Origin of the sequence: Streptomyces kronopolitis, assembly GCF_050953795.1 — a bacterium.
GTDB classification, from domain to species: Bacteria; Actinomycetota; Actinomycetes; order Streptomycetales; family Streptomycetaceae; genus Streptomyces; species Streptomyces kronopolitis_A.
This window is the reverse complement of sequence record NZ_CP191850.1, coordinates 1,172,011-1,192,342: the sequence shown is the minus strand read 5'-3', so window position 1 is coordinate 1,192,342 and position 20,332 is coordinate 1,172,011. Positions and strand designations below refer to the sequence as shown.

The following is a 20,332-nucleotide window of genomic DNA, read 5'->3' as shown; positions in this document are numbered from 1 at the left end:
CACGCCCCTTTGAGGATTCCCATGGTGACCACCACACCCTCCGCCCTGTCCACAGCCCCCGGCGACGCCGGGCCCTGCGACGTCGCCGACGTCCTGGCCGCGCTGGCCGGTGCCGCCGCTGAGCCCTTCGACCGCTGGGATCATTCCCGCGCCGATCAGGTCCTTCAGCTGGCCGGCTGGCTCCAGTGCGCCACCGCGTGGCGCACCCAGGATCTCCACGAACCCCCGGGCGTGCCCGGGCCCGCCCACGGCGGCGTGGTCCACGGGCTGATCGCCGCCTACCAAGGGATGCTTGCGCGTCAGCGCGCCGAGATCGCGGTCTTCATGTACGCCGGCGGGACGCTGAAGGGCAAGGGTTACAACGACTACGACGCGGTCTTCGACCAGCACGTCGAGGAGACCGTTCAGATGCTCGGCACCGTGATGGCAGTGCTCGCCGGGGAGTACGGCCGTCCCGGCGACGAGCCTCGCCCGCACCCCGATCCGCAAGGCGACGCCCCGTCCAGCCCCACCGGCGCGCCCCGCCGGACGGCGTACCTCGCCCCTACGCCCTAACTAATTGCTTAGAAAGGGGGACAGCCATGTCCACCATGCTCCCCGAACCGCTGCTCCAGGAGCACCGAAAGCGAGCCATGGAGCTCTCCTCCGCGGCCCGAGCGAACCTCACCACCCATGTCCGGAGCACCGATGAACTCCGCGAACTGGGCCTCATGCTCGGCCTGATCGAGGTCGATCCCGCAGGATCCCTCGTCACGGCCAGTCCCTGGGATCTCGATGCCGGCCATGCTGCCGTCGATGGTCCCGACCGGCGCTCGGACTCGACCTCGAAGTGAGATGAGCTGCCGCTGATGAACGACCGCGCGCCTGGGTATCGCGCGGTGTCCGGGGCGTGGCTTCGCCACATACTCCGGATTCAGGGGCCTAACGGCCCCTGACGGGTGGGTTGAGAGGAACACGGGCGGGGCTCTCGTCAGCTGACGAGAGCCCCGCCCGTGTTCGTACCTGCGCCCATGCCCCAGCCCTGTCGCTGCGCTTTTCGCTCGCCTTCGCGCATTCGACTGACCATTTACATCTTATCGGCATTGCTATGCGACATGATTAACGCTCTCTCTCGATCCGCCTCTCGATCCAATGAAGAAAGGTAACGACATGCCTGTCGTGCTTGATGACCTCGACCTCTCGGCCAATGCCGTTGCTCACAAGGCCGTCGACCCGAAGTTCTTCTCCTCGAAGCTCACCGGCAACGGCAAGAAGATCGGCCTGCTCAACGAGTCCCTGCTGCCGATCAACACTGCCACCAACACCGCCTACGCCATGGCCACCGATATCGAGGTCAAGCAGAGCTCGACGCAGCACGACATCACCACGACATCGATCCCGCTCGCACCGATCACGTGCCGCGCTCTGAACACGGGCGGGGCCTTCACCCTGCCGAGCCCGCACGCCGACGACCGCTTCGCTGTCGACACCGCGTCCAGCCGATTCGACGACTGGGACGTCGCCTTCGACATGACCCCGCAGGCGCTCGTGTTCTACGAGGACAAGTCCGGCGGCAAGTCCACGCGCGACCTCGTCATCCAGTACCGGATGGAGCTGTACCTCTTCAAGAAGGGGCTCCCCGAGCCCGAGTACGCAACCGCCGTCTCGCGCTCGGTCGGCTACGGCAACCACGACGCCGCCGTCCTCCTGCAGTGGGACACCAGCCCGCTGGAGAACTCCCGTGACTACGTCCAGGACGTGCTCACATCCGCCGGCCTGACGGCCTCCAACCTCGGCGATGAGTTCGACCAATGGATGCGGCAATACTCGATCTACGAGCGCATCACGCGCCTGGCCCAGATCTGGGACTCCGAGGCGATCGCCGACGAGGTCTGCCGCTACATCCAGGACATGCCCGCGGGCCCGACTGAGCAGCAGCTGAACATGCTCGCTATCCAGCTGCGCTACCTGGAGAACTACAACGTCCCGCTGGAGGCATACCGCCAGATCCACAAGCAGATCGATGCGACCTTCTCCGACCGGATTGCCACGAAGCTGTCGAAGCAGAACCTCAGCCTGCTGATGAACCACACGCTCGACCACCTCGAGCAGATGAAGGCTCAGCTGGTCGTGCCAGCGCAGCCGGCCACGCCTCCGGCACTGCCGGCCCACCTGTCCAAGCAGCAGCGCGACGCGTTCACCACCCACGAGCCGCTGGTGATGACCCAGGCGGGAGCCGGCACCGGCAAGTCGACCGTGATCCTCGAACGGATCAAGTACCTCGAAGGCTGCGGCGTCCCAGCCTCGGACATCACGGTGCTCTCATTCACCAACGCGGCAGCCGACAACATCACGGAAAAGAACCCCAACGTCGGCTCGATGACGATCGCGAAGATGATCATCGACATCTACTCGATGAACCACCCGACCCACAAGGTCTCGGCAATCGACACGATCATCAACTCGATCGACATCTTCTACCCGAACAGCCAGTTCGCGGCGACGTTCCGCCACCGCCTGCTGGAGGTCGACCAGAACAGGACCGGCGCCTTCACGGCCCTGAACACCTTCGTCGAGAGCCACTTCGACGAGGTGATCTCCCTGCTTGACCGCATCGAGCAGACGTCGCTGGAGCTGCAGATCATCATCTGCTACCAGAAGATCGACGACATGGCCGAGCCGGCCCACGTGCAGTCGAAGTACCTCATCATCGACGAGGTGCAGGACAACAGTGTGTTTGAGTTCATCTACGTGCTGAAGTACATCACCAAGCACGCCCAGTCCCTGTTCATCGTGGGCGACGCCAGCCAGACGCTGTACGAGTTCCGCTCAGCGAACCCACGCGCGCTCAACACGCTGGAGGGCTCGGGGGTCTTCGCGACCTTCAAGCTCACGACGAACTACCGGAGCAACCAGGAGATCCTGGACTTCGCGAACGTCGTGCTCGGTGGGCTGGAGACCAACCAGTTCGCCAACATCCAGCTGCAGGCGAACTCGCTCGCAATGCCCACGGCGGACTCGTTCCAGGAGAAGGTCACCCTGGAGTACCGCGAGGTAGCGAGACTCACCGGGTTCGTCACCCAGGACCTGCAGGCGATCGTGCGCAACACGGTCATCCCCGACTACGTGGACAAGTGCCTGGACCGGGGCGAGCAGGTGGCCTTCCTGGCCTACTCGCGCCGCGAGGTGTCCTTGATCCAGGATGTGCTCGAAAAGCGCTATCCGGGCCGCCGCGTCGCCTCTCTGGTCAGCGATCGGGTCTACGCCACGGACATCTTCTCGAAGTACATCAAGTTCTTCTGGAACGATGCCCTGCAGGCACCGCCGGCCAACGCCGCGTTCGTGGTCTCCCAGGGGATCAAGGACAACATGGACAAGCTGACAAAGAACGCTGCCAACGCCAACGTTGAGAAGGCGATCCTGCGCACGATCTCCGAGTGGTGGATCGAGAACAGCGCGACCATCAACGGCTGGGTCGCGCTCTGCCACCAGGGCACGCTCACACACAAGGCGTTCTTCGATCGGCTGCGCGACAACCTGCTCTCCTTCGAGATTCAGCGGAACCAGCAGAAGCTGAATATCAACAAGCAGAGGAACCAGGAGCGCAAGCGGAAGAACCTCGAGTCCAAGGCCGACCTGGTCGTTTCGACGATCCACGGTGCCAAGGGTCTCGAATTCGACAACTCTGTCGTCCTCTACAGGGAGGACACGAAGATGACCCAAGACGCCAAGCGGATGTTCTACGTCGCCTTCACTCGTGCCATGAAAAGCCAGTACGTACTCGGCTACGGCACCGTGAAGAACCCGCCGATCCAGAGCAGTTACGAGCAGATCGTGACGGCTCTGACCGAGCGCGACAAGAGGAACGCCGCTCGCGCCCTCGGCATCGATCCGGACCTCCTGGACGACAACGACAGCGCTGCTCCCGGCAGCGCCGACGACCGCTCCGCAGTCTCCGCGGCCGTCTGACCCACCGCCGCCACCTGATGCCGCAGGGGCGGGTGTTCTCGACAAACGAGACATCCGCCCCTGCGATCTTCCACACGTCACGCCCCTGAATGACGCAGCCCGACGGGGCATGCCGTGATGGCGTCTGGTACAGGGTGACTCCGACGAGTTTTCCCCGGCCCGCCGGCCACCTACGACCGGATCATCTGCCAACAGGCCCGGATCGTCTTCCGCGACCACGACGAGTCGCCCGAGCAGCGGCTGCGCTGCCTGCGAAAGTTGCCAGCACAACGGCCGAAAGGCCCCATGCCCGGCAGATGGCGGTGCTCCAGCCCCAAGAAATCTGCAGGCACCAAGCACCGACGCACGTGCGTGATCGGTAAATCCCGCCCCACCTCAGGAAAGGCAATGCATTCCCACATAGATGACCTGCTCGACCCCGCTCTTCTCGCGCGATGCCTCGACGCCGACTGCATCCGCGAGCAGACCCACCCACGCCACCCTGCCGCTGCGTATCTTCAACTACGCGGAGAAGGCCGTGTTCGAGCGGGGGGGGGACGAGGTTACCCGGCAATGCCGGGGGCTGGTCATCGACCACCAGGGACGGATCCTCGCCCGGATACGAAGAGCAGTAAAGACGCAGTGAGGCCCATGTTCCGGATCGTCACGATCAGAACATGAGCCTCTGCGTTCCACTAGAAGCGACTTTCAAGAAGGAGTTCGAACAATGACCATCAACTTCCGCAAGGGTGTCGACTCGTCGCTCGACGGCGTGACCAAGCTGGTGTTCGGCGCGGCCTGGGACCGAAAGACCGCCAAGCAGTCCGGCTTCGCCCGCAAGCTCGCGCTCAAGACCGGCGGCAAGATCAACCTGGGCGGTGGGCAGAAGGACATCGACCTCGACTTGGCGCTGATCCTCTACCGCGACGGCGAGCCCAAGCGCATCGTGATCGGCCACAACATGGACCCGGTGCACGGCGCGGCGGTCCACTCCGGAGACAACCAGACCGGCGAGGGCGACGGTGATGACGAGACGATCACGCTCAACCTGACGAGCCTTCCCGCGTGGGTGACCGAGTGGGCAGTGGCGGTGTTCGCCTACAAGCTCGGAACCAACTTCGACCAGGCTCAGAACGTCTCCCTCAACGTCTACGACACCAGCAACCAGGGCTCTGCCGTACTGCTCGACGAGCTGATGCCGACCCTCGGAGCCGGAGCAACCGCCAGCATCGTCGCCAGCGGAAAGATCAACCGGGACGCGGCGGGCAACCCCATCGACGGCTGGACCACCACGCTGGTCGACAAGGCCGGTCACCTCGGCAGGCAAGGCGACGACACCGCCGTATTGGCGTTCGCCAAGCAGAACGCGGGGATCTAAAATCTTTGACGCCCACGTACGCGACACCTACAGCGTCACCTGCGTACTCGACGACCGCAATTAGGTCGTCCAGGCGTGGAGGGCCATCGGGCTGACCGACCTTCAGGTCGCCGTCGGCGACTTCTGACGCCACCACGTCGTTTCACGGTGCCCAGGGGCGACGCCCCGGCGAAGGGACGCGATCACCCCTCGGGTCTACCGGGGCGGGACGAGTCCCGAACGGATTCCCCACACCGTGCACCGACTCGCCTCCCGTCGGCAGGCTGGCCGTCCGTGCGACAGCCGGACACACGACCTGCCCGTTCTCGCGACCGCGCACCGACTTGGTTCCGCCGCCCGTCCAACCCGCGGACCGCCCCGTCACCGGCGGCAAACGGCACTGCCCGAAAAAGCTCCCGCATGCGCGCCTACGACTTCATCACCTCCGCTACCGGCAGGGGCGCCGAGCAGGCGTTGGGGCCACCAGGGCGGAAGCGTGCAAGGAGTTCGGGCACCGCGGCTACACCGGGACGATCGCCAAGAAGGACGACTTCGTCCTGGTGGCGGACAGCCCTCTGCCCCGGACGTCGCCTAGGAGTACGCGGTGCACCTTCTGAACACCGACAACGAGCGGATCCGTGACAATCGGGGTCGCCGGTGCGATCCCGGTCAGCAACGGCACCTGGCTGTTCGTGGGCTACGCCGCCTCCTTACCCCCGGCCCGCCGCCGCGGCGAACCGCCCCGGCTTCACCCCGCCGGACCGCCCCTTGTAATCGAGAGGAAGCAGGACATGAAGCAGACGGCCGGCAGCCCCTGGGCGCCCGCGTCGCTCACGCCCTCACTGCGTGCGGAGCGGTACGACGAGCTGGTCACGTACGACGATGCGGGGACGGCCAGGCCGCCGCAGCGGACGTACGAGAAGGCGTGGCAGGGGCAGTGCGGCCCGGACTTCATCATCGAGGACAGCGAGGGCGACCACCGCGTGCGGCCCATCCGGCTGCGTATTCGCTGGTTCCAGGACGGTGCTGCCGCGCCCCGCTGGAACAGCATCGAGGTGACGGGCCACGTGGTCCTGCCCGACGAGAGCCTGGACCGCCGTCCCGTCCGGGAGATCTGGACCCGCTACCACGCCGAGCTGGGCCAGGTACCCGGCTGGTTCCTCCAGTTCGTCAGCACCAACCCCCCCCGGCGCCGCGAACCGTCCCGGAGAGCTGACGCACAACACACCCTCCCGCCGCCCGCTCGCTGCGGGCGCAGTCGTCCCGGCTCCTGTCGTGCGAGTGGGGCGTCCAGCTCCCCGAGATCGTGCTCGCCGACGAGCAGTGCCTGGCCGCGCTCGTCGCGCCGCTCCTGATACCGGCCACCGTCACCCTCACCGAGTCCGTGCTCAACGAGGACGAGGGCGTCTACCGCCCGGACAGCAGGGTGCTGCCCATCCGTTGAGCACCGCTGCCCCGCCGCCATCTTCACCCACTCAACTTCTGTGAAAGCGAGAAGCCTTCATGCCCGCATCCACGATCGTCGCCTCCGACGGGGAGTTCCGCCTCTACGGGGACTCCGTGCAGACCTTCGCCAGCCTGCCCGTAGCCACCTACGGCATCGGCTTCTCCCCGATGTCAGGCCACAGCCTGCACCAGACGGAGCCGCTCGCACCTGGCGAGGAAGTCGTCTACGGCAACCACGACTCCCGCGTGCAGCGGATCGTTTCCGGTTACTCGGCCATGGACCGCTCGCTCGGCGTCATCCTGTCCGGCGACAAGGGTATGGGCAAGAGCCTCATGATCCGCATGCTCGCCAAGCGGATGCGCGAAGAGCACGACTTGCCCACCGTGCTTGTGCAGCACGACACGCCGAAGCTCGCTGCTTTCCTCGACGAGCTGGGCGAGGCCGTCATCGTCTTCGACGAATTCGAGAAGGTCTTCCCCGACGACGAGGATGAGTTGCAGAACCAGTTCCTGAGCCTGTTCGACGGGCTGAGCACGACGAAGCGCCTCTACGTTCTGTCAGTCAACGAGCTGCAGCGCGTCAACGACTACATGCTCAACCGCCCCGGACGCTTCCACTACCACATGCGGTTCGCCTACCCCGAACCCGAGACAGTCGCCACCTATCTGCGCGACCAGGTGCCCGGAGTGGCCGAGAAGCAGGTGGCCGAGATCGTTGACTTCTCCCGGAAGTACGACATCAACTTCGACCACCTGCGCGCGATCGCCTTCGAGCTGCGCCTGGGCGAGTCGTTCTCCGAAGTGATCGGGGACCTGAACATCAAGCGCAGCGAGCACGCCGGCTCGCGGGTCGAGGCCCACATCACCTGGAAGAACGGCGACACCAACGTCTTCGACGGCCGTATCGATCTGTTCGACAGCGACAGCCTGCAGACCTTCAACGACTGGGAAACCGGTGCCGGACTGCAGTTCTGCATGCGCGACGTCGTCCCGTCCGAAGACGGCTACCTGCTCCCGCAGGGTGCCTTCATGCTCACCGACCTCCGCGACGAGGACGACAAGTCCTCCGACGACGAGAGGGACCTGAGTGCCGCCTCGGTGACCCTGCGCCGTCTCCCGAAGTACTCCATCGACTTCTGAGGACACCCCCATCCGAAGCCGCCGAGGAGACCGGAGTGGCTCCTCGGCGGCTCGCTGTCCGGCTCATGCGTTCCTGTACAGAAAGCAGCCTTCGACCATGCCCAAGTACCGCATCGTCTCCGAGCCCGACCCCGGCGCAGAGCATCGTGAGCCCCGAGGTGCCGATTTTTGCCGGGACGGAGAGCGTCTCGTCACTGCCATCAAAGCCACGAACTTGGTCGCGGCCGTAGAAAAAGCCGCTGACGTTCCCGCCGGCGAACATCGTGGTCGCCGGATCGTGTCAGTTGAGGAGATCCACCCCGGCTTCGCCTACTCCGACGGGGAGATCACCCGCGCCTTGAAGCGGGCGACTCTCGCTGGCATCCCGCTGATCGACGCCGGTAGTTTCGAGGACGACACCACGCCGTTCTGCGACTCGAAAGAGTTCAACGCCACCGTCCAACTGGTCGCCATAGCCCTGCGTGAATCCGGACTCGTCCTCGGACTGGACACCTCCGTCCTCGCCGACGAGGACGACGAGCCCTACGTCATGGTCGAAGTCCATGACAAAGCCCGCAGTGTCTATTTCTCGCGGGGCACGGAAGTCCGGCGACTCACCGATGACCGTGATGCCGCCGGCTGGGCCGGCGTCCTGGCCGTAGCTCGTGAGCTGATCTCCTTCAGCAACGAGCTCCACTGAACGCCATGCAGCCAGATCCACCTGTGTTGCTCGCCTGCCTGGCCGTCGCTGCGCTCGGCACCCTGTGCCTCGCCATAGGCGTTGGCCGTAAGCGGCGCTGGCGGGACCCCACCCGGCTTTTCAGCTGGTCCCAGAAGCAGCAGCTCATGCGCCAGGGTAACGGCCGGTGCGAGCACAAGCCGCCCCTCTGGTTCCGGTGCCCGGCACCGGGGACCGAGGCCGATCACATACACCCCTGGAGCCGTGGCGGGCCGACTGAACTGTGGAACGGCCAGTTGCTCTGCCGCCGGCACAACCGGCGGAAGTCCAACCGTGTGCCGAGCCCCCTCTACCGCTGGCGTCTTGCGCGCCGGCGCAAGAAGTACTGACCACCCGGACATGCATCAACTCGCTTCCGCGCCGCCGGGCCCCACCCATCCACCAGAGCCCGCCATGGCCGACATCGTCACCATCCCGGCCGAAACCGCGCGCGCCTTCACCGACACCTGGTGCGGCAAGCTCACCTCCGATGTGGCCGCCGCCCTCAACTGCGTCGAGGTCGAGACGCTCGCCGAGCTGCTGCGCGCCCCCGCCGACGGCGACGAGGCCCGGCGAGGAGCACTTCCAGGGCCCGGTGCCCGACGAGGTGTCTCTCGCCGCCGATGGCTACCGCTGCACCCCCGACGACCTCACCGACACCAAGGAATAACGACCATGACCGAACCCGCCTACAGCCTTTCCCAGGCGGCCAAGAACGTCCGCCAGTTCAACCCACGTGACGCGCAAGGAGACCACCGGTGACCGCACAGCTGCCGGCGCCGATACGGTGCGCGGGCCGCCCAACCTTGGGCGGCCTGGTCGTCCCGTGGATCACGCTGCACGCCGGCGGCCGGTACCTGTTCGGGGCGCTCGACAAAAACCGGCACGACCGGGCACTGGCCGAACGGCGCTGCCAGGTGTGCGGGCAGAGCTTCGATGAGCGGATCTGTCTCGCGGTGCGGCCTGCTGATGTGCGCGTCGGGTACACCGCCGAGCCCGGCATGCACCCGGAATGTCTCGCGTACGGCCTGCGCGCCTGTCCGATGTTGTCGGGGGAGGCCAACCGCTACCGGGCCACGCCCGCGTCGTCGGGCTTGCCCGGGGTCACTGAAGCGGGCCACGGACCGCGTGCCGGACGTCCGGCCGACGCCTTCGACGCCTGGTGGATCACACCTGGCTCGTACCGCGTGAAGACCGACCCGGAGCACCCCGGCCAGCTGCTGGGAGTCGATCTGGATGTGCCCGTGCTGCGCAAGCGGCCCATCCGCCCGGCAGCGGGCCCGGACTTGGACAGCCTGCTCGCCCTCGCCCACCAGGCTCTCGGACTCGAAGACGCCACGTTCAGCTGCCCACATCAGCCCGATGGCGCACCCCAGCCGTGCAACACCGCGAAGGAAAACGACTGATGGCTACCGGGCCCGAGAACTGCCTTCGCGCTGAGGAGCTGGTGCGCTCCGTCAGGGACCGGCCACCAGATCGACGACGACGTCGCCCAGATCCTCACCGCCGCACAGGTGCACGCGACATGCCGCCCTCGCCGCTGTGACCGCGCTGTACGACCACAGCGCTGACGAGGGCGGCATGTCGCTCGCCGACTACGACGAGTGGGTCAAGGTGGCCAGCGTCTGGAAGCCCAGGCAGATGGGCGGCGACGCCTGATGGACCTGACCCCGAACGACTGGCAGCGCGCCAACCTGCCGCCGCTCGCCATCGCCTGCCCGGACTGCGGCTCGACGGCCGAACTGTGCACGAGCCACGGCGGCACAGGAAGTGGCCGACGTCCTCCTCGCCACGTTCCAGGAGAAGCAGAGCGTGCTGGTCAGCTGAGCCCCGTACGACAAGCCGGGGTACCCGTTCGACGGGGCCCTGGCTTCGTCATGCCACCGCCATGTACGAGGTCCGGCCCATCGGCGAGACCAAGCCGGCGCCCCTTTCCCTGACGCGAGTCGGGGCCGCAACCGGTGGCACCCGGCGCGACCCCATCCGGCTCGCCTCACCACTGAAGAAACGAGGCTCACCGTGAGCACCGACTTTACCTCGCCCGCTGCTGCGGCTGACGCGCAGCGCCGCGGTCACATGAACGTACTGTCGGCGGCTGAGCACGTCGTCAGCATCTGCCCGCAGCTTCCGGACACGGTAACCATCACCTGCACGCACTGGGCGTCGGGCGAGCCCTCTGTGCGGCTGTACTTCCACCAGTCTGTGGTTGGTGTCGAGGCGTTGGCCCGCGAGTTGGCCACCCCGGCGGCGACCCGGCCGCACAGCGACGACGATCCTGCCCCGTACACCTCGCTGGACGCAGTCGTGTGCGGCATCCCGGTCCACGCCTGCACGCTGGGCGACGGCCCGGCGGACGCCGAGGTGACGGCATGGCGATCTCACCTCTCGCTGCCGCTGCTCTTCGCGTGATCAACGCGGCGTGGATGAACGGCACTTCGTACGACCTCGCCTCTCAGGCAGCCTTCGCGCTGGAAGCGGCCGGGCTGCTGAAGGCACCGGAGGCCGCCGCCGAGGACCGCTGGAACACCGCCGCTGTGCAGCGGGTGCGTGATCTGGTGGCGTACTGGGTTGGTATCGAGGGCGGCGAGCAGGCCGCCGAGGCGATCGAGTCGGTACTGCTTGGCACGCATCGGCCGTTGCCCACCGCGACCGACTGGGCGTGGGACGGCGGTCGGCCGTCCACCACCGAGGCTGAGCGGCTGCGTGCTCGGGTCGCCGAGCTGGAGCAGCAGGCCACCACCGCGCGGGCCGCGGGGTACGCCGCTGCGATCGAGATCATGCGGCAGGAGAAGCTGCCGATGTCGGTCGGCCTGCTGGAGGCTCAACGGGAGCTGGACGCCCTGGACGCGGGCGTGTCCCCGTGGCAGCGCGCGGTTGACGGCCTCAACGCCCTTGTCGACGCAGGCATCGGATTCCACGTCGAGCCGGACGGCCACATCTCCAATCCGGCCGGTGACGAGCACATCGAATGGGACCGCGCCGCCAAGCGCTGGCGCCTCGTTCACAACGACGAGACGAAAGGCCAGCAGAGCCCGGCAGGCCGCACGCCTCCGAGGGCGCTGAGCGCTGATGATTCCCTCGCCTGAGCTTGCCTACGAGCTGGCCACCCAGCACTCCCACAAGTCCGACGACCAACACCTGTTCCTCACCACGTACGACGCCACGCGGTGAGCCAAGGCAAGGACATCGAGATGGTGTGGCCGCGCCCGACCGCGGAGCGCGACGTCGCGCCGGCCGTGCTCGCCGGATTCGTCGAGGGCCTGGCATCCACCCGCGACCCCGTCCAGTGGGGCGGTGACCGATGACCGCCATCGTCACGATCCGCCTGCGCTGCGACGGCGTGGACCGCGGAAAGTGGTGCGCGCGGGACCGGGAGGTGTGCGCGTGATCCGCCGTACCTCCGGGATCAGCACGCAGGCGCGGCGGCCGCGTGGCCACTCGATGCCGCTACGGCAGACCCCGCCGACCGGTCCGAACTCCTCGACACGCTCAGCCTGAACGACGAAGGGAGCGACCAGTGACCGACCCGATCGAGAACAACCGCCGACAAGTGCTCGCTGCGGCGATCCGCCAGCAGAAGGGCCCGTGGACGAAGCGCCGGGCGATGCACGTCCTCCAGGCCGCTGGGCCTCCCCGGCCCGCACGACCGGGCCGCCCGCCGACTCCTCGCCCACCACCACACCACCGGCCTCCTCGACCGCCATGAGACGCCCGCCCGCCGCTTCTACACCCGCAAGGACGATGCCCGATGAAGTGCGAAGAGCCCCTGTACGAGGACGGCCAGAAGTACAGCGTCTACGACTGCCTGCTCGACCTGCGCCACCGCGGTGACCACCAGGACGCGCGGGGCCGCAAGTACCCCCGCGTGGTCGCCGCCGGGTTGGACGAGGACCTGAACGACCTGATCATCGAGGGCCACAACGTCGGCTTTGACCTGTATGACCTCGACGACCGCGAGTACCCGATCGTCGTCGAGACCGTCACCCGGTACGTGCTGTGGGTCAGCGCGCCGTCGGAGGACGACGCCCTGGCCTACTACGGCGACGACCCGACCGACATCAGTCTGACCGGGGAAACGGCCATCGACGGGTCGATCGAGGTCCAGCGCATGGACCGCCTCGACTTTCACGAGGCGTTCGCCAGCCGCCACCACGGCCAGGTCGGCCCGCAGATCCAGTGCCCGGACTGCCGCCGGCTGTCGTTCACCCGTGACACCTTCCACGACCCGTACCGCCGGTGCCACGGCCCGATCGCGTGGCGCCCGTGGCCGAATGGCCGAGGCGTGTCCCGCGACTACGTGGCCCGCCAGATGCCCGCCCTCAAGGCGGTGACGGCATGAGCGACCGCCTGACCGAGATCGCGGCCCGCGCGGCCGCCGCCTACGAACCCCTGTCTCCAGAGAACCGCGCAGCGATCGCCGAGCTGATCGGCGACATCCAGCCTGCCGGGCCGGACTTCCTGCTGCGGCTGGGCCACACGGTCAAGGACTGCCGTACGCACGACCACGGGCAGAAGGTCGGCCCTGAGGACCTGTTCTGCGGGAACCTCCAGGGCTGGATGGGCGAGCGGATGGCCCTGGTGATGCGCCGCCTGCTCGACGCAGAAGCCGAGCTGGCGAAGTGTGTGGGCAAGGAGCCCACCCGCGATGAGGAAGCGCAGTACGTGACCGGGTGCCTCGACGCGGTGTACGACGCCTGCGAGGCCGCTCTTCGGGAAGGGCGCGCGCTGACCGTCGAGGAGATCGAGCAGTCCGCCGACGGCAACCGATCGACGCGCCGACCGTCCCGCGCCGAGGTGCTACGCGAGGCCGCCGACGCGGTCCGCTCCCACCCGGAGGCGCAGGACGAGCACATGGGCGGCATGGACCGCGCGGCTGACCTGCTGCGCCGCATGGCCGACGCCGCCGGAAAGGAGACCCCCGCCGCTGGGGGTGACTCCACTCGCGCCGCCGCGCCGGACTTCTTCCAGCCCGGCCGCACCTACTCCGGTAGCCACGGGTGGAAGTTCCGCGTGGACAGCATCACCATCCACCCCGAGGACGGCGCACGCACTGCGCTCGGCTGGCGGTTCTTCAACGACAGTTGGGAGCCCTACGCCTACGAAGAGGACGACTGGGAGATCATTCAGGCCGCCGGCCACACCGACATCGCCTTGGGTGGTGTGGCGACCGTGGCTGACACCGACATGACCCGCGAGGTCGAGCGTCTGCGCGTCGAGCGGGATGAGCTGGCCGCGGCCGCGAAGCGTGTAGCCGAGTCGCTGCAGCACTTCATGGACGACTCGTCCGACCCGGGCACCGAGGCCCTGGCTGCCCAGTACGAGCTGTCGACGATGCTCACACGGCTCTCGATCGGTGAGCCCTTGGTCAGCGAGACCGACTACCTGTCGCGGTTCTCCGTCCTTCCCTCCGAGGTCCACGCCTTCCTCGCGCGACGCCTCGCCGAGGACGTGCACCTGCGCTATCAGCAGGCCATCGGAAGCCACGCTGTCGAGCAGGCCGCGAAGCACCTGCGGATGGCGGCCGCGTGCCAGCAGGCGGCCGGGGAGATCACCTCTCCGCGTGAGTACAGGGCTGCGGCTGACGACATCGACCCGATGAAGCGCGGCAGCGGCGGCCCATACCCGGCCGAGCTGATCCGCTTCGGCACCCAGGGCGGTGGTGCCCGATGAGCGACGTCCGCCCCAGCCCTGGCTACGGGCAGGCGCTCGCCGAGATCCGAGCGCTCACCCCGGCATCCGTCCGGTACGTCGGCTACGTGCCGCCCGCCCCGCGGGTCAGCGCCTGGACGGAACTCGCCGCCGAACTGGCCGACGCAGGACGGACCCTGGGGGAGATCGCCGACGAGCTGTGCGTCACCGACGACACCGCCCGCGCCCTCCTCGCCCAGAGCGGGCAGATCGGGGCGGCGGCATGACGGACACCGCGCTGGCCGGGGCGACCGCCCCGGCCGCCGGCCCGGTGACCGAGCCCGGCAACCACGACCTGACCGCCGCCGAGTACCACGCCGACCCAGCCCCGGGCGGATCCTCCTCCGGCGCCCGCCTCCTACTCCCGCCGTCCTGCCCCGCACTGTTCCGCTGGGAGCAGGACAACCCGCCCGCGCCGAAGGCCACGTTCGACTTCGGTCACGCCGCCCACAAGGAAGTGCTGGGCGTCGGCCCCGACCTGGTGGCGCTCGACTACGACGACTGGCGCACGAAGGCCGCCCGCGAGGAGCGCGACGAACTGCGCGCGGCCGGCGCGGTGCCGCTGCTCCGCGACGACTACCAGCAGGTGCTGGACATGGCGGCCGCCATCCGCCAGCACCCGGTCGCGTCCCGGCTGTTCGAGCCGGACAGCGGCACGGCCGAGTCGGCGCTCGTGTGGCGGGACGGACCGACCGGCGTCATGCGCCGCGCGCTCCTCGACTGGGCGCCCCGACCCTCCGCCGGCACCAGCCCGCAGCCCCTCCTCCGTACGCGGATTTCACGGCGCACCCGGCGGGCGCCCGCTGGCTCGCCTGCGACACCACCATCTGCGGCCACATGACCACCACCCACACCCCGCAGGCCGGCGGCGCCTACCGCTGCACCAACTGCGGCCACACCAAGGGGGACTGACCCATGCAGCACACCACCACCCACCCGCTCGCCGGCCAGACCGTCACCGTCGCCCCGGCCGCCGCGCTCTTCAGCTACGCCGGCTCCGAACCGATCGAGTTCCGCGTCGATGACTGGAACGATCGTGCGTTCGGCCAGTCCTGGAAGTCCTGGATGGACATGGAGGGCCACCCGGCATCGCTCAGTTACGCGCAGCGTGCCGCCGTCGGCCACCTGCCCCTGGACAATGACGTGGTGTACGGCAGGGACGCGCGTGGCTTGGGTCACCTCTTCCACACCAGCGAGATCACCGGGGGCGCGCAATGACCGCCCCGACCCTTGCCGTCCCGGCCGCCACCGCGGCGGCCGGGTCCCGGCCGAACAGCGGGCTGGCGAGCACCCGCCCCCACGGCTACGCCCGGTACCGGCTCGACGGCTGCCGCTGCTACACCTGCGCCTACGCCCGCAGCCAGTACGACGACAACCGCAACCGCGCCATCGCCTACGGCACATGGCAGCCGTACGTTGACGCCGAGCCCGTCCGCATCCACATCCGCTTTCTCCAGGCCTGCGAGATGGGCCTCCGGGCCATCGCCGCGGCGGCAGGAGTGGACCGCAAGCGTCTGCAGGGCATCGTCACCGGCCGGCCGGAGCGCGGCACCGGGCCGCAGGCGCAGGTGCGTCCGGCCCTCGCGGCCGCCGTGCTCGCCGTCGAGCCCACGGTGGAGAACCTCGGCGCCTCGACCGTCATCAACGCCTGCGGGACCACTCGCCGGCTCCAGGCGCTGGGCGCCGCGGGCTGGCCGCAGCACCACCTCGCCGTCCGACTCGGCATGACCGACGGCAATTTCAGCAGCACCCTGCGACGCGACCGCATCATCGTCCGGACTGCTCGGGCGGTGCGCGCACGGTACGACGAGCTGTGGCTCTCCAACCCGCGCGAGCACGGCGTCGACAACCAGGCGTACAGCCGGGTGCGTAACCACGCCGCCGCCGAGCAGTGGGCACCGGTCGGCGCGTGGGATGATGACACCATCGACGATCCTGCCGCCACACTGGACCTGGGCGACTCATCCGACCGGCTCACAGCGATCGCCGAGGACGCCCTGTGGCTGATCGAGACGCAGGACTACACCCGCGAGCAGGCTGCGTATCGCCTCGGCATCCACATCCGCCCCTTGGCCGTGCCCTCGCCCACCACCGCGATTCTCACGAGGCCGCGGCGTGACCGCCTCATCACGGCCGTGCAGCGCGCTCGGCACGCACGCCGGCCCGGTCTGGCCGTACGCGGCGGGCCACCGGTGCAGTGCGCGCGCGCCGTAGGTCCTGGCCGGACAGCCCGAGCCGCAGCCGGGCCCCGGCTGGCCGTCCGACGCCTGGCACACCCCCAGCCCGCAGTCCTCCAGCCGCGTCCACGAGAGCGGCACCCTGGGGCCCCGTGTGCATCGGCCCGAGCGGCCATATCTCCATCCCCGACGTCTTCGGAGGCACCGATGGCCACTGACCGTACGTACTACTCCGGCCCCCACCTGATGTGCGGGTTCTGTGACCTGCCCCGTGAGGTGCTGACTGCTGAGACGGCCCTGTCCTACCCGGACCTGGGTGAGGCGCACGAGATGGGCAGCCCGCTCTGCTGCGACAGGACGGCGGACGCGTGGCGTGCTGCTCGACGCACCGCGATCCGTGTGGACCGGGTCGCGACGGGGTGGCGCGTGCGCTGGCGTGAGGGCGGCCGCAGACGGGCCCGGACGTGGAACAGCCGGGACAGCCGACGGGTTGCCGTCGAGTTCGCGCAGTACATCGCCAAGGGCGGTGCCGCATGAGTCGCCGTCCGACCCAGGATCCGAAGATCGACCCGGAGCGCGGTGGTGAGATCCACCCTGCCTTCGGCGTCGCGGTCGTGACACGAAGTAGCGGCTCAGGTCGTTTGCTGTTCCAGTCCGACCTGCTCCACAACGAGACCATCTTGCTCTCCGTCCGTGAGGCCACGCGTAAGCGCGACCTCAACCACGACTGGGTCCATTCAGGCCGAGAGCTCGTGGAGATCGAGATGAGCCTCGCGCAGTGGGGCTCGCTCGTGTCCTCCATGGGGCTCGGCAGCGGCGTGCCGGTCACCATCCGGCGTACCGAGCACGACGCCTTCGTGCCCGAGATCCCTCATCAGCCCCGCACCGCCGAGAGCCTGCGGGAGGTCCGCGAGGTCACCGACCGGATGTACGCCCGTGTCAAGGCTGCCACGGCGGCACTGCACGAGGCGATCCACGAGAAGAAGGGCGTGAGGGCCACCAAGGAAGCGCTCCGGGCGCTCGAGAACGCTGTCGCCCATGTGGGCAGCAACGCCCAGTTCGCCCGTCGACTCGCTGGTGGAGGCCGGCGAGCAGGTTGTCGCCCAGGCCTGCGCCGACATCGAGGCCCACGTCCTGGAGGTTGTCCGGCTGACGGGTGCCGAGCCCTCCATCGAAACCTCGTCATTCGATGCCCCGGCGCTACCGGGACCAGCTACCAGCCGAGAGGAGCCCACTGATGCCTGAACTCACCGTGCCCGATGAGCTGTTCGACGCCGACTTCGTCGCGTCCGACGAGCACAGCCTGGGCCGACCGCTTCGACTGGATCATCCAGGACGGCTATCTCGTCCATGCTCCCGTTGTCGGCTGGACCTGGGCATGCCCCGAGTGCGGCGAGTCCGGGACCCTACCGGAGGACCCTGTCCGCCTCGCCTCCCCACACGGAATACAGCACGTCGCAGGCCCGTTCGACACCCTCGTGCCGCTCCTGGTCTCCGTCGTGCGCGAGTTCCCTGGCTCTGCTCCGGGAGCCGACTGAAGCACCAGCCGCGACACGGAGGGACATCAGCCATGAACGCACTTACGACCACCGGGACGCCGTACACGGTCTGAGCTGCGCGCAGAGGCCCCCGCCCCGCCGCACCGGGCTCGTCCCTGCCAGGCCGAGGGGGCAGGGAGCCGTGCGCGGCTGGCCCCCCCGGGCTGATCTGCCGGGGGTACGCCACTGGCATCAGTGCCCGCCCCAAGAGCGGCCGCAACGATGACACGGTCTACACGTGGGCTCGTACCCGAGCCGGACTCCACACCCTCAACAGCCAGCCGGAGCCCCACATCGAGGAGGCCGGGAACGATTCTGTACACCGACCTCGGCGACGATCCGCTGGATGATGTTGTGCGCCCCTTCTTCGACCTCGCCGTCGAGTCCGCCCGTGCGGAGTTGCCTGCTGAGGAGCATGACACGGTCGACAACGCGACCGTCCTGGTCGCCGAGCTCACTCCCTGACCTCGTGCTTGATGCACGGCATGTCGGTGGCCCGTCCCCGCACCGGGACGCTGTTGGTAAATCCAAGCTCGGCGTGACGACGGCCTGCACGACCCCGTTGGGGTGGTGCAGGCCGTCGTTGTGTTCAGGGGTGGGTTCGTGTCGTTGCATGGGGTGGAGCTGGCGGAGATCCCGGAGGAGACCGCGCGGGTTGCGCGTGCGCTGGCGTGGCACCCGTCCGCGTCCTGGAATCGATACCCAAGGCGTGGCACATACGGACGAGACCACCAGCCATCCGCGAGGTCGTCGCGGCACAGACTTGACCAACGGCCATTCCACTCCGCTAATTTGAGCAGCGCGGCGCCGTCTCGACCAACGCGCCGATCGTCCCCGCACTGGCGGGGTTTCTCGACGGGCGAGGTCCCGGTCATCACTGCACGGGGGGACGCGTCGCACTGCGGCGATACACCAACCACTCGCAGCGTGAAAGGCTCCCGTCATGAGCACGCCCGTCATCGCCCGTGCCAACATCCAGCAGCTTCTCCCCAGCCCCGGAGAGGACCCGGTCCTGTACCTCAAGGCCGGGCCCGACGACGAGGGCGGGCCCCTGGAAGTCGACGTGTGGGTGTCGGCGTACGTCCACCACTCCAAGGTCCTGGTCCACCGGCACGACGTCGTCGACGCAATCGGCGACACCCCGGACACCGACGACATGGACCACTACCTGACCCTGCTCCAGCTGACCGTGGACGAGGTCGCGGCCGCCCTGGCGTGACCCCGACGCCCCCGAGGCCGACACCCCGAGACATGCGGCCACGACCCGGGCCCGCCCTCCCTACCTGGATGCGGGAAACAACCGTGTTTCAACCGAAACGAAGCCGCGGGGACGGAAGGTTAACCGGCCTCGGCCGCTACGCCGCTACTGACCCGCCGAGGCCCCGTGCCCTGACCATCGGTCTGCGCGCCAACACCATCACCGGCCCGCCTGGCCCGTCGCTTGAAGCCATACGCCACCTCGCCGAGCACCCCGAGTACGCCGTGCACGTCCTCACCCCCCGCACCCAGATCGACGACGTCCTCACTCTCCTCACCACCCACGGCATCCCCGCCGAGGCCAACACCGACCCCGATCGGCAGTTCTGGAACGAGACCGCCGCAGTGCTGGTAACCGACAGCGTCGTCCAGGGTGACATCCGCATCGGACGCGGTATCGCCATCTACCAAGGCGACTGGCAGCAGACCCTCCACCAGCTCGTCACCTACGCCGACGGCAAGCCTCGCCAGATCCTCTCTCGCTACGACGGGGTCATCCACGACCGGCAGGGCTGGCAAGAAGGGCACCTCCAGGAGGCCGTCGCCGGCGCCCCCGAGGCGCTGCGGGCCCTGCTCGACGCTGGCCACATGGTGCACATCTCCACCCAGCGGTCCGTCGCCCAGCTCCCCGAGATCGCTCGGTGGTTGGCCGCCCGTAATGTCCCCGCTGAGGCGGACATCGACCTCGACACCTGGGGGCGCACCGGGACCGTTTTGGTCACCAGCCGGGTGCTGCCGGCCGATATGGAGATCGAGAACCGTGCGGTCAACCTGGCCGGGGGCGACTGGGAGCCCGTGATGGAGGAGATCAGACGCCGCCGAATCGCCCTCCTGGAGCACCTGACCCGCCGCGACACTGGCAAATAGGCGGCCGCCCAGCCGCGCATCGACGCGTGCACCGACAGGAGGCCGACCTGAACTGCCCCTTGCTCAGGTTCGCGTCTCGATCCGGCCCCCGGCTTCGCCACCCGGCCCCGGAGGATGCTCGCACCCGCGCCCGCCACGGCGCCGGTCAGCGGTCAGCCCACTGAACCCACCGCACCGCTCCGGCCTCGAGACCGCGCCACCCCCCGCCTCCTCGGAGGCAGATGGGGCGCCGAGTCCG

At 68.3% G+C, this 20,332-nt stretch carries 24 protein-coding genes; all 24 read left to right on the top strand.

The window, feature by feature from the left end; genetic code table 11:
• The first annotated feature begins 21 nt into the window (after window positions 1-21).
• Window positions 22-555, top strand: coding sequence for a hypothetical protein (locus tag ACQP17_RS04925; RefSeq protein ID WP_433855122.1), 534 nt, complete (start codon window positions 22-24; stop codon window positions 553-555).
• A gap of 26 nt (window positions 556-581) precedes the next feature.
• The gene (locus ACQP17_RS04920) at window positions 582-833 is read left to right on the top strand and encodes a hypothetical protein (RefSeq protein WP_433855121.1); all 252 of its coding nucleotides are present in this window, start codon (window positions 582-584) and stop codon (window positions 831-833) included.
• A 316-nt stretch (window positions 834-1,149) separates the two neighbouring features.
• Window positions 1,150-3,948 carry a UvrD-helicase domain-containing protein gene (locus tag ACQP17_RS04915; protein ID WP_433855120.1) on the top strand — a complete coding sequence of 933 codons (2,799 nt, stop codon included), beginning with the start codon at window positions 1,150-1,152 and terminating at the stop codon, window positions 3,946-3,948.
• A 403-nt stretch (window positions 3,949-4,351) separates the two neighbouring features.
• Complete coding sequence (locus ACQP17_RS04910) at window positions 4,352-4,573, top strand: hypothetical protein (RefSeq protein ID WP_433855119.1); 222 nt, start codon at window positions 4,352-4,354, stop codon at window positions 4,571-4,573.
• An 81-nt stretch (window positions 4,574-4,654) separates the two neighbouring features.
• Entirely contained in the window at window positions 4,655-5,305 is a 651-nt protein-coding gene (locus ACQP17_RS04905) for a TerD family protein (protein ID WP_433855118.1), read from the top strand.
• A 617-nt stretch (window positions 5,306-5,922) separates the two neighbouring features.
• The gene (locus ACQP17_RS04900; protein ID WP_433855117.1) at window positions 5,923-6,639 is read left to right on the top strand and encodes a hypothetical protein; all 717 of its coding nucleotides are present in this window, start codon (window positions 5,923-5,925) and stop codon (window positions 6,637-6,639) included.
• Window positions 6,591-6,728, top strand: coding sequence for a hypothetical protein (locus ACQP17_RS04895; protein ID WP_433855116.1), 138 nt, complete (start codon window positions 6,591-6,593; stop codon window positions 6,726-6,728). Before ACQP17_RS04900 ends, ACQP17_RS04895 begins: the two co-directional genes overlap by 49 nt.
• 59 nt (window positions 6,729-6,787) lie before the next feature.
• Window positions 6,788-7,870 carry an AAA family ATPase gene (locus ACQP17_RS04890; protein ID WP_433855115.1) on the top strand — a complete coding sequence of 361 codons (1,083 nt, stop codon included), beginning with the start codon at window positions 6,788-6,790 and terminating at the stop codon, window positions 7,868-7,870.
• 97 nt (window positions 7,871-7,967) lie between these two features.
• A complete protein-coding gene (locus ACQP17_RS04885; RefSeq protein WP_433855114.1) occupies window positions 7,968-8,549 on the top strand; it encodes a hypothetical protein in 582 nt (193 codons plus the stop codon).
• A gap of 5 nt (window positions 8,550-8,554) precedes the next feature.
• Window positions 8,555-8,917, top strand: coding sequence for an HNH endonuclease (locus tag ACQP17_RS04880; protein ID WP_433855113.1), 363 nt, complete (start codon window positions 8,555-8,557; stop codon window positions 8,915-8,917).
• Window positions 8,918-8,927: 10 nt separating this feature from the next.
• A complete protein-coding gene (locus ACQP17_RS04875) occupies window positions 8,928-9,329 on the top strand; it encodes a hypothetical protein (protein ID WP_433855112.1) in 402 nt (133 codons plus the stop codon).
• A complete protein-coding gene (locus ACQP17_RS04870; protein WP_433855111.1) occupies window positions 9,326-9,973 on the top strand; it encodes a cell envelope biogenesis protein OmpA in 648 nt (215 codons plus the stop codon). The genes ACQP17_RS04875 and ACQP17_RS04870 overlap by 4 nt, the downstream gene beginning before the upstream one ends.
• A 613-nt stretch (window positions 9,974-10,586) precedes the next feature.
• Complete coding sequence (locus ACQP17_RS04865; protein ID WP_433855110.1) at window positions 10,587-10,976, top strand: hypothetical protein; 390 nt, start codon at window positions 10,587-10,589, stop codon at window positions 10,974-10,976.
• Entirely contained in the window at window positions 10,937-11,653 is a 717-nt protein-coding gene (locus ACQP17_RS04860; protein WP_433855109.1) for a hypothetical protein, read from the top strand. Before ACQP17_RS04865 ends, ACQP17_RS04860 begins: the two co-directional genes overlap by 40 nt.
• A gap of 81 nt (window positions 11,654-11,734) precedes the next feature.
• Complete coding sequence (locus ACQP17_RS04855) at window positions 11,735-11,872, top strand: hypothetical protein (RefSeq protein WP_433855108.1); 138 nt, start codon at window positions 11,735-11,737, stop codon at window positions 11,870-11,872.
• Between the two features lie 443 nt (window positions 11,873-12,315).
• Window positions 12,316-12,906 carry a hypothetical protein gene (locus tag ACQP17_RS04850; protein WP_433855107.1) on the top strand — a complete coding sequence of 197 codons (591 nt, stop codon included), beginning with the start codon at window positions 12,316-12,318 and terminating at the stop codon, window positions 12,904-12,906.
• Window positions 12,903-14,237: a hypothetical protein gene (locus ACQP17_RS04845; protein WP_433855106.1), complete on the top strand. Its 1,335-nt coding sequence runs from the start codon at window positions 12,903-12,905 to the stop codon at window positions 14,235-14,237. The genes ACQP17_RS04850 and ACQP17_RS04845 overlap by 4 nt, the downstream gene beginning before the upstream one ends.
• Window positions 14,234-14,482, top strand: a complete 249-nt coding sequence (locus ACQP17_RS04840) for a hypothetical protein (protein WP_433855105.1) — start codon at window positions 14,234-14,236, stop codon at window positions 14,480-14,482. Before ACQP17_RS04845 ends, ACQP17_RS04840 begins: the two co-directional genes overlap by 4 nt.
• A complete protein-coding gene (locus tag ACQP17_RS04835) occupies window positions 14,479-15,096 on the top strand; it encodes a hypothetical protein (RefSeq protein WP_433855104.1) in 618 nt (205 codons plus the stop codon). Before ACQP17_RS04840 ends, ACQP17_RS04835 begins: the two co-directional genes overlap by 4 nt.
• A 74-nt stretch (window positions 15,097-15,170) precedes the next feature.
• Complete coding sequence (locus tag ACQP17_RS04830) at window positions 15,171-15,473, top strand: hypothetical protein (RefSeq protein WP_433855103.1); 303 nt, start codon at window positions 15,171-15,173, stop codon at window positions 15,471-15,473.
• Window positions 15,470-16,969, top strand: a complete 1,500-nt coding sequence (locus ACQP17_RS04825; protein ID WP_433855102.1) for a hypothetical protein — start codon at window positions 15,470-15,472, stop codon at window positions 16,967-16,969. Before ACQP17_RS04830 ends, ACQP17_RS04825 begins: the two co-directional genes overlap by 4 nt.
• The gene (locus ACQP17_RS04820; protein ID WP_433855101.1) at window positions 16,966-17,670 is read left to right on the top strand and encodes a hypothetical protein; all 705 of its coding nucleotides are present in this window, start codon (window positions 16,966-16,968) and stop codon (window positions 17,668-17,670) included. The genes ACQP17_RS04825 and ACQP17_RS04820 overlap by 4 nt, the downstream gene beginning before the upstream one ends.
• A gap of 1,243 nt (window positions 17,671-18,913) precedes the next feature.
• Complete coding sequence (locus ACQP17_RS04815) at window positions 18,914-19,189, top strand: hypothetical protein (RefSeq protein ID WP_433855100.1); 276 nt, start codon at window positions 18,914-18,916, stop codon at window positions 19,187-19,189.
• Between the two features lie 83 nt (window positions 19,190-19,272).
• On the top strand, window positions 19,273-20,094 hold the full coding sequence (locus tag ACQP17_RS04810; protein ID WP_433855099.1) for a hypothetical protein: 822 nt from the start codon (window positions 19,273-19,275) through the stop codon (window positions 20,092-20,094).
• Window positions 20,095-20,332 lie beyond the last annotated feature (238 nt).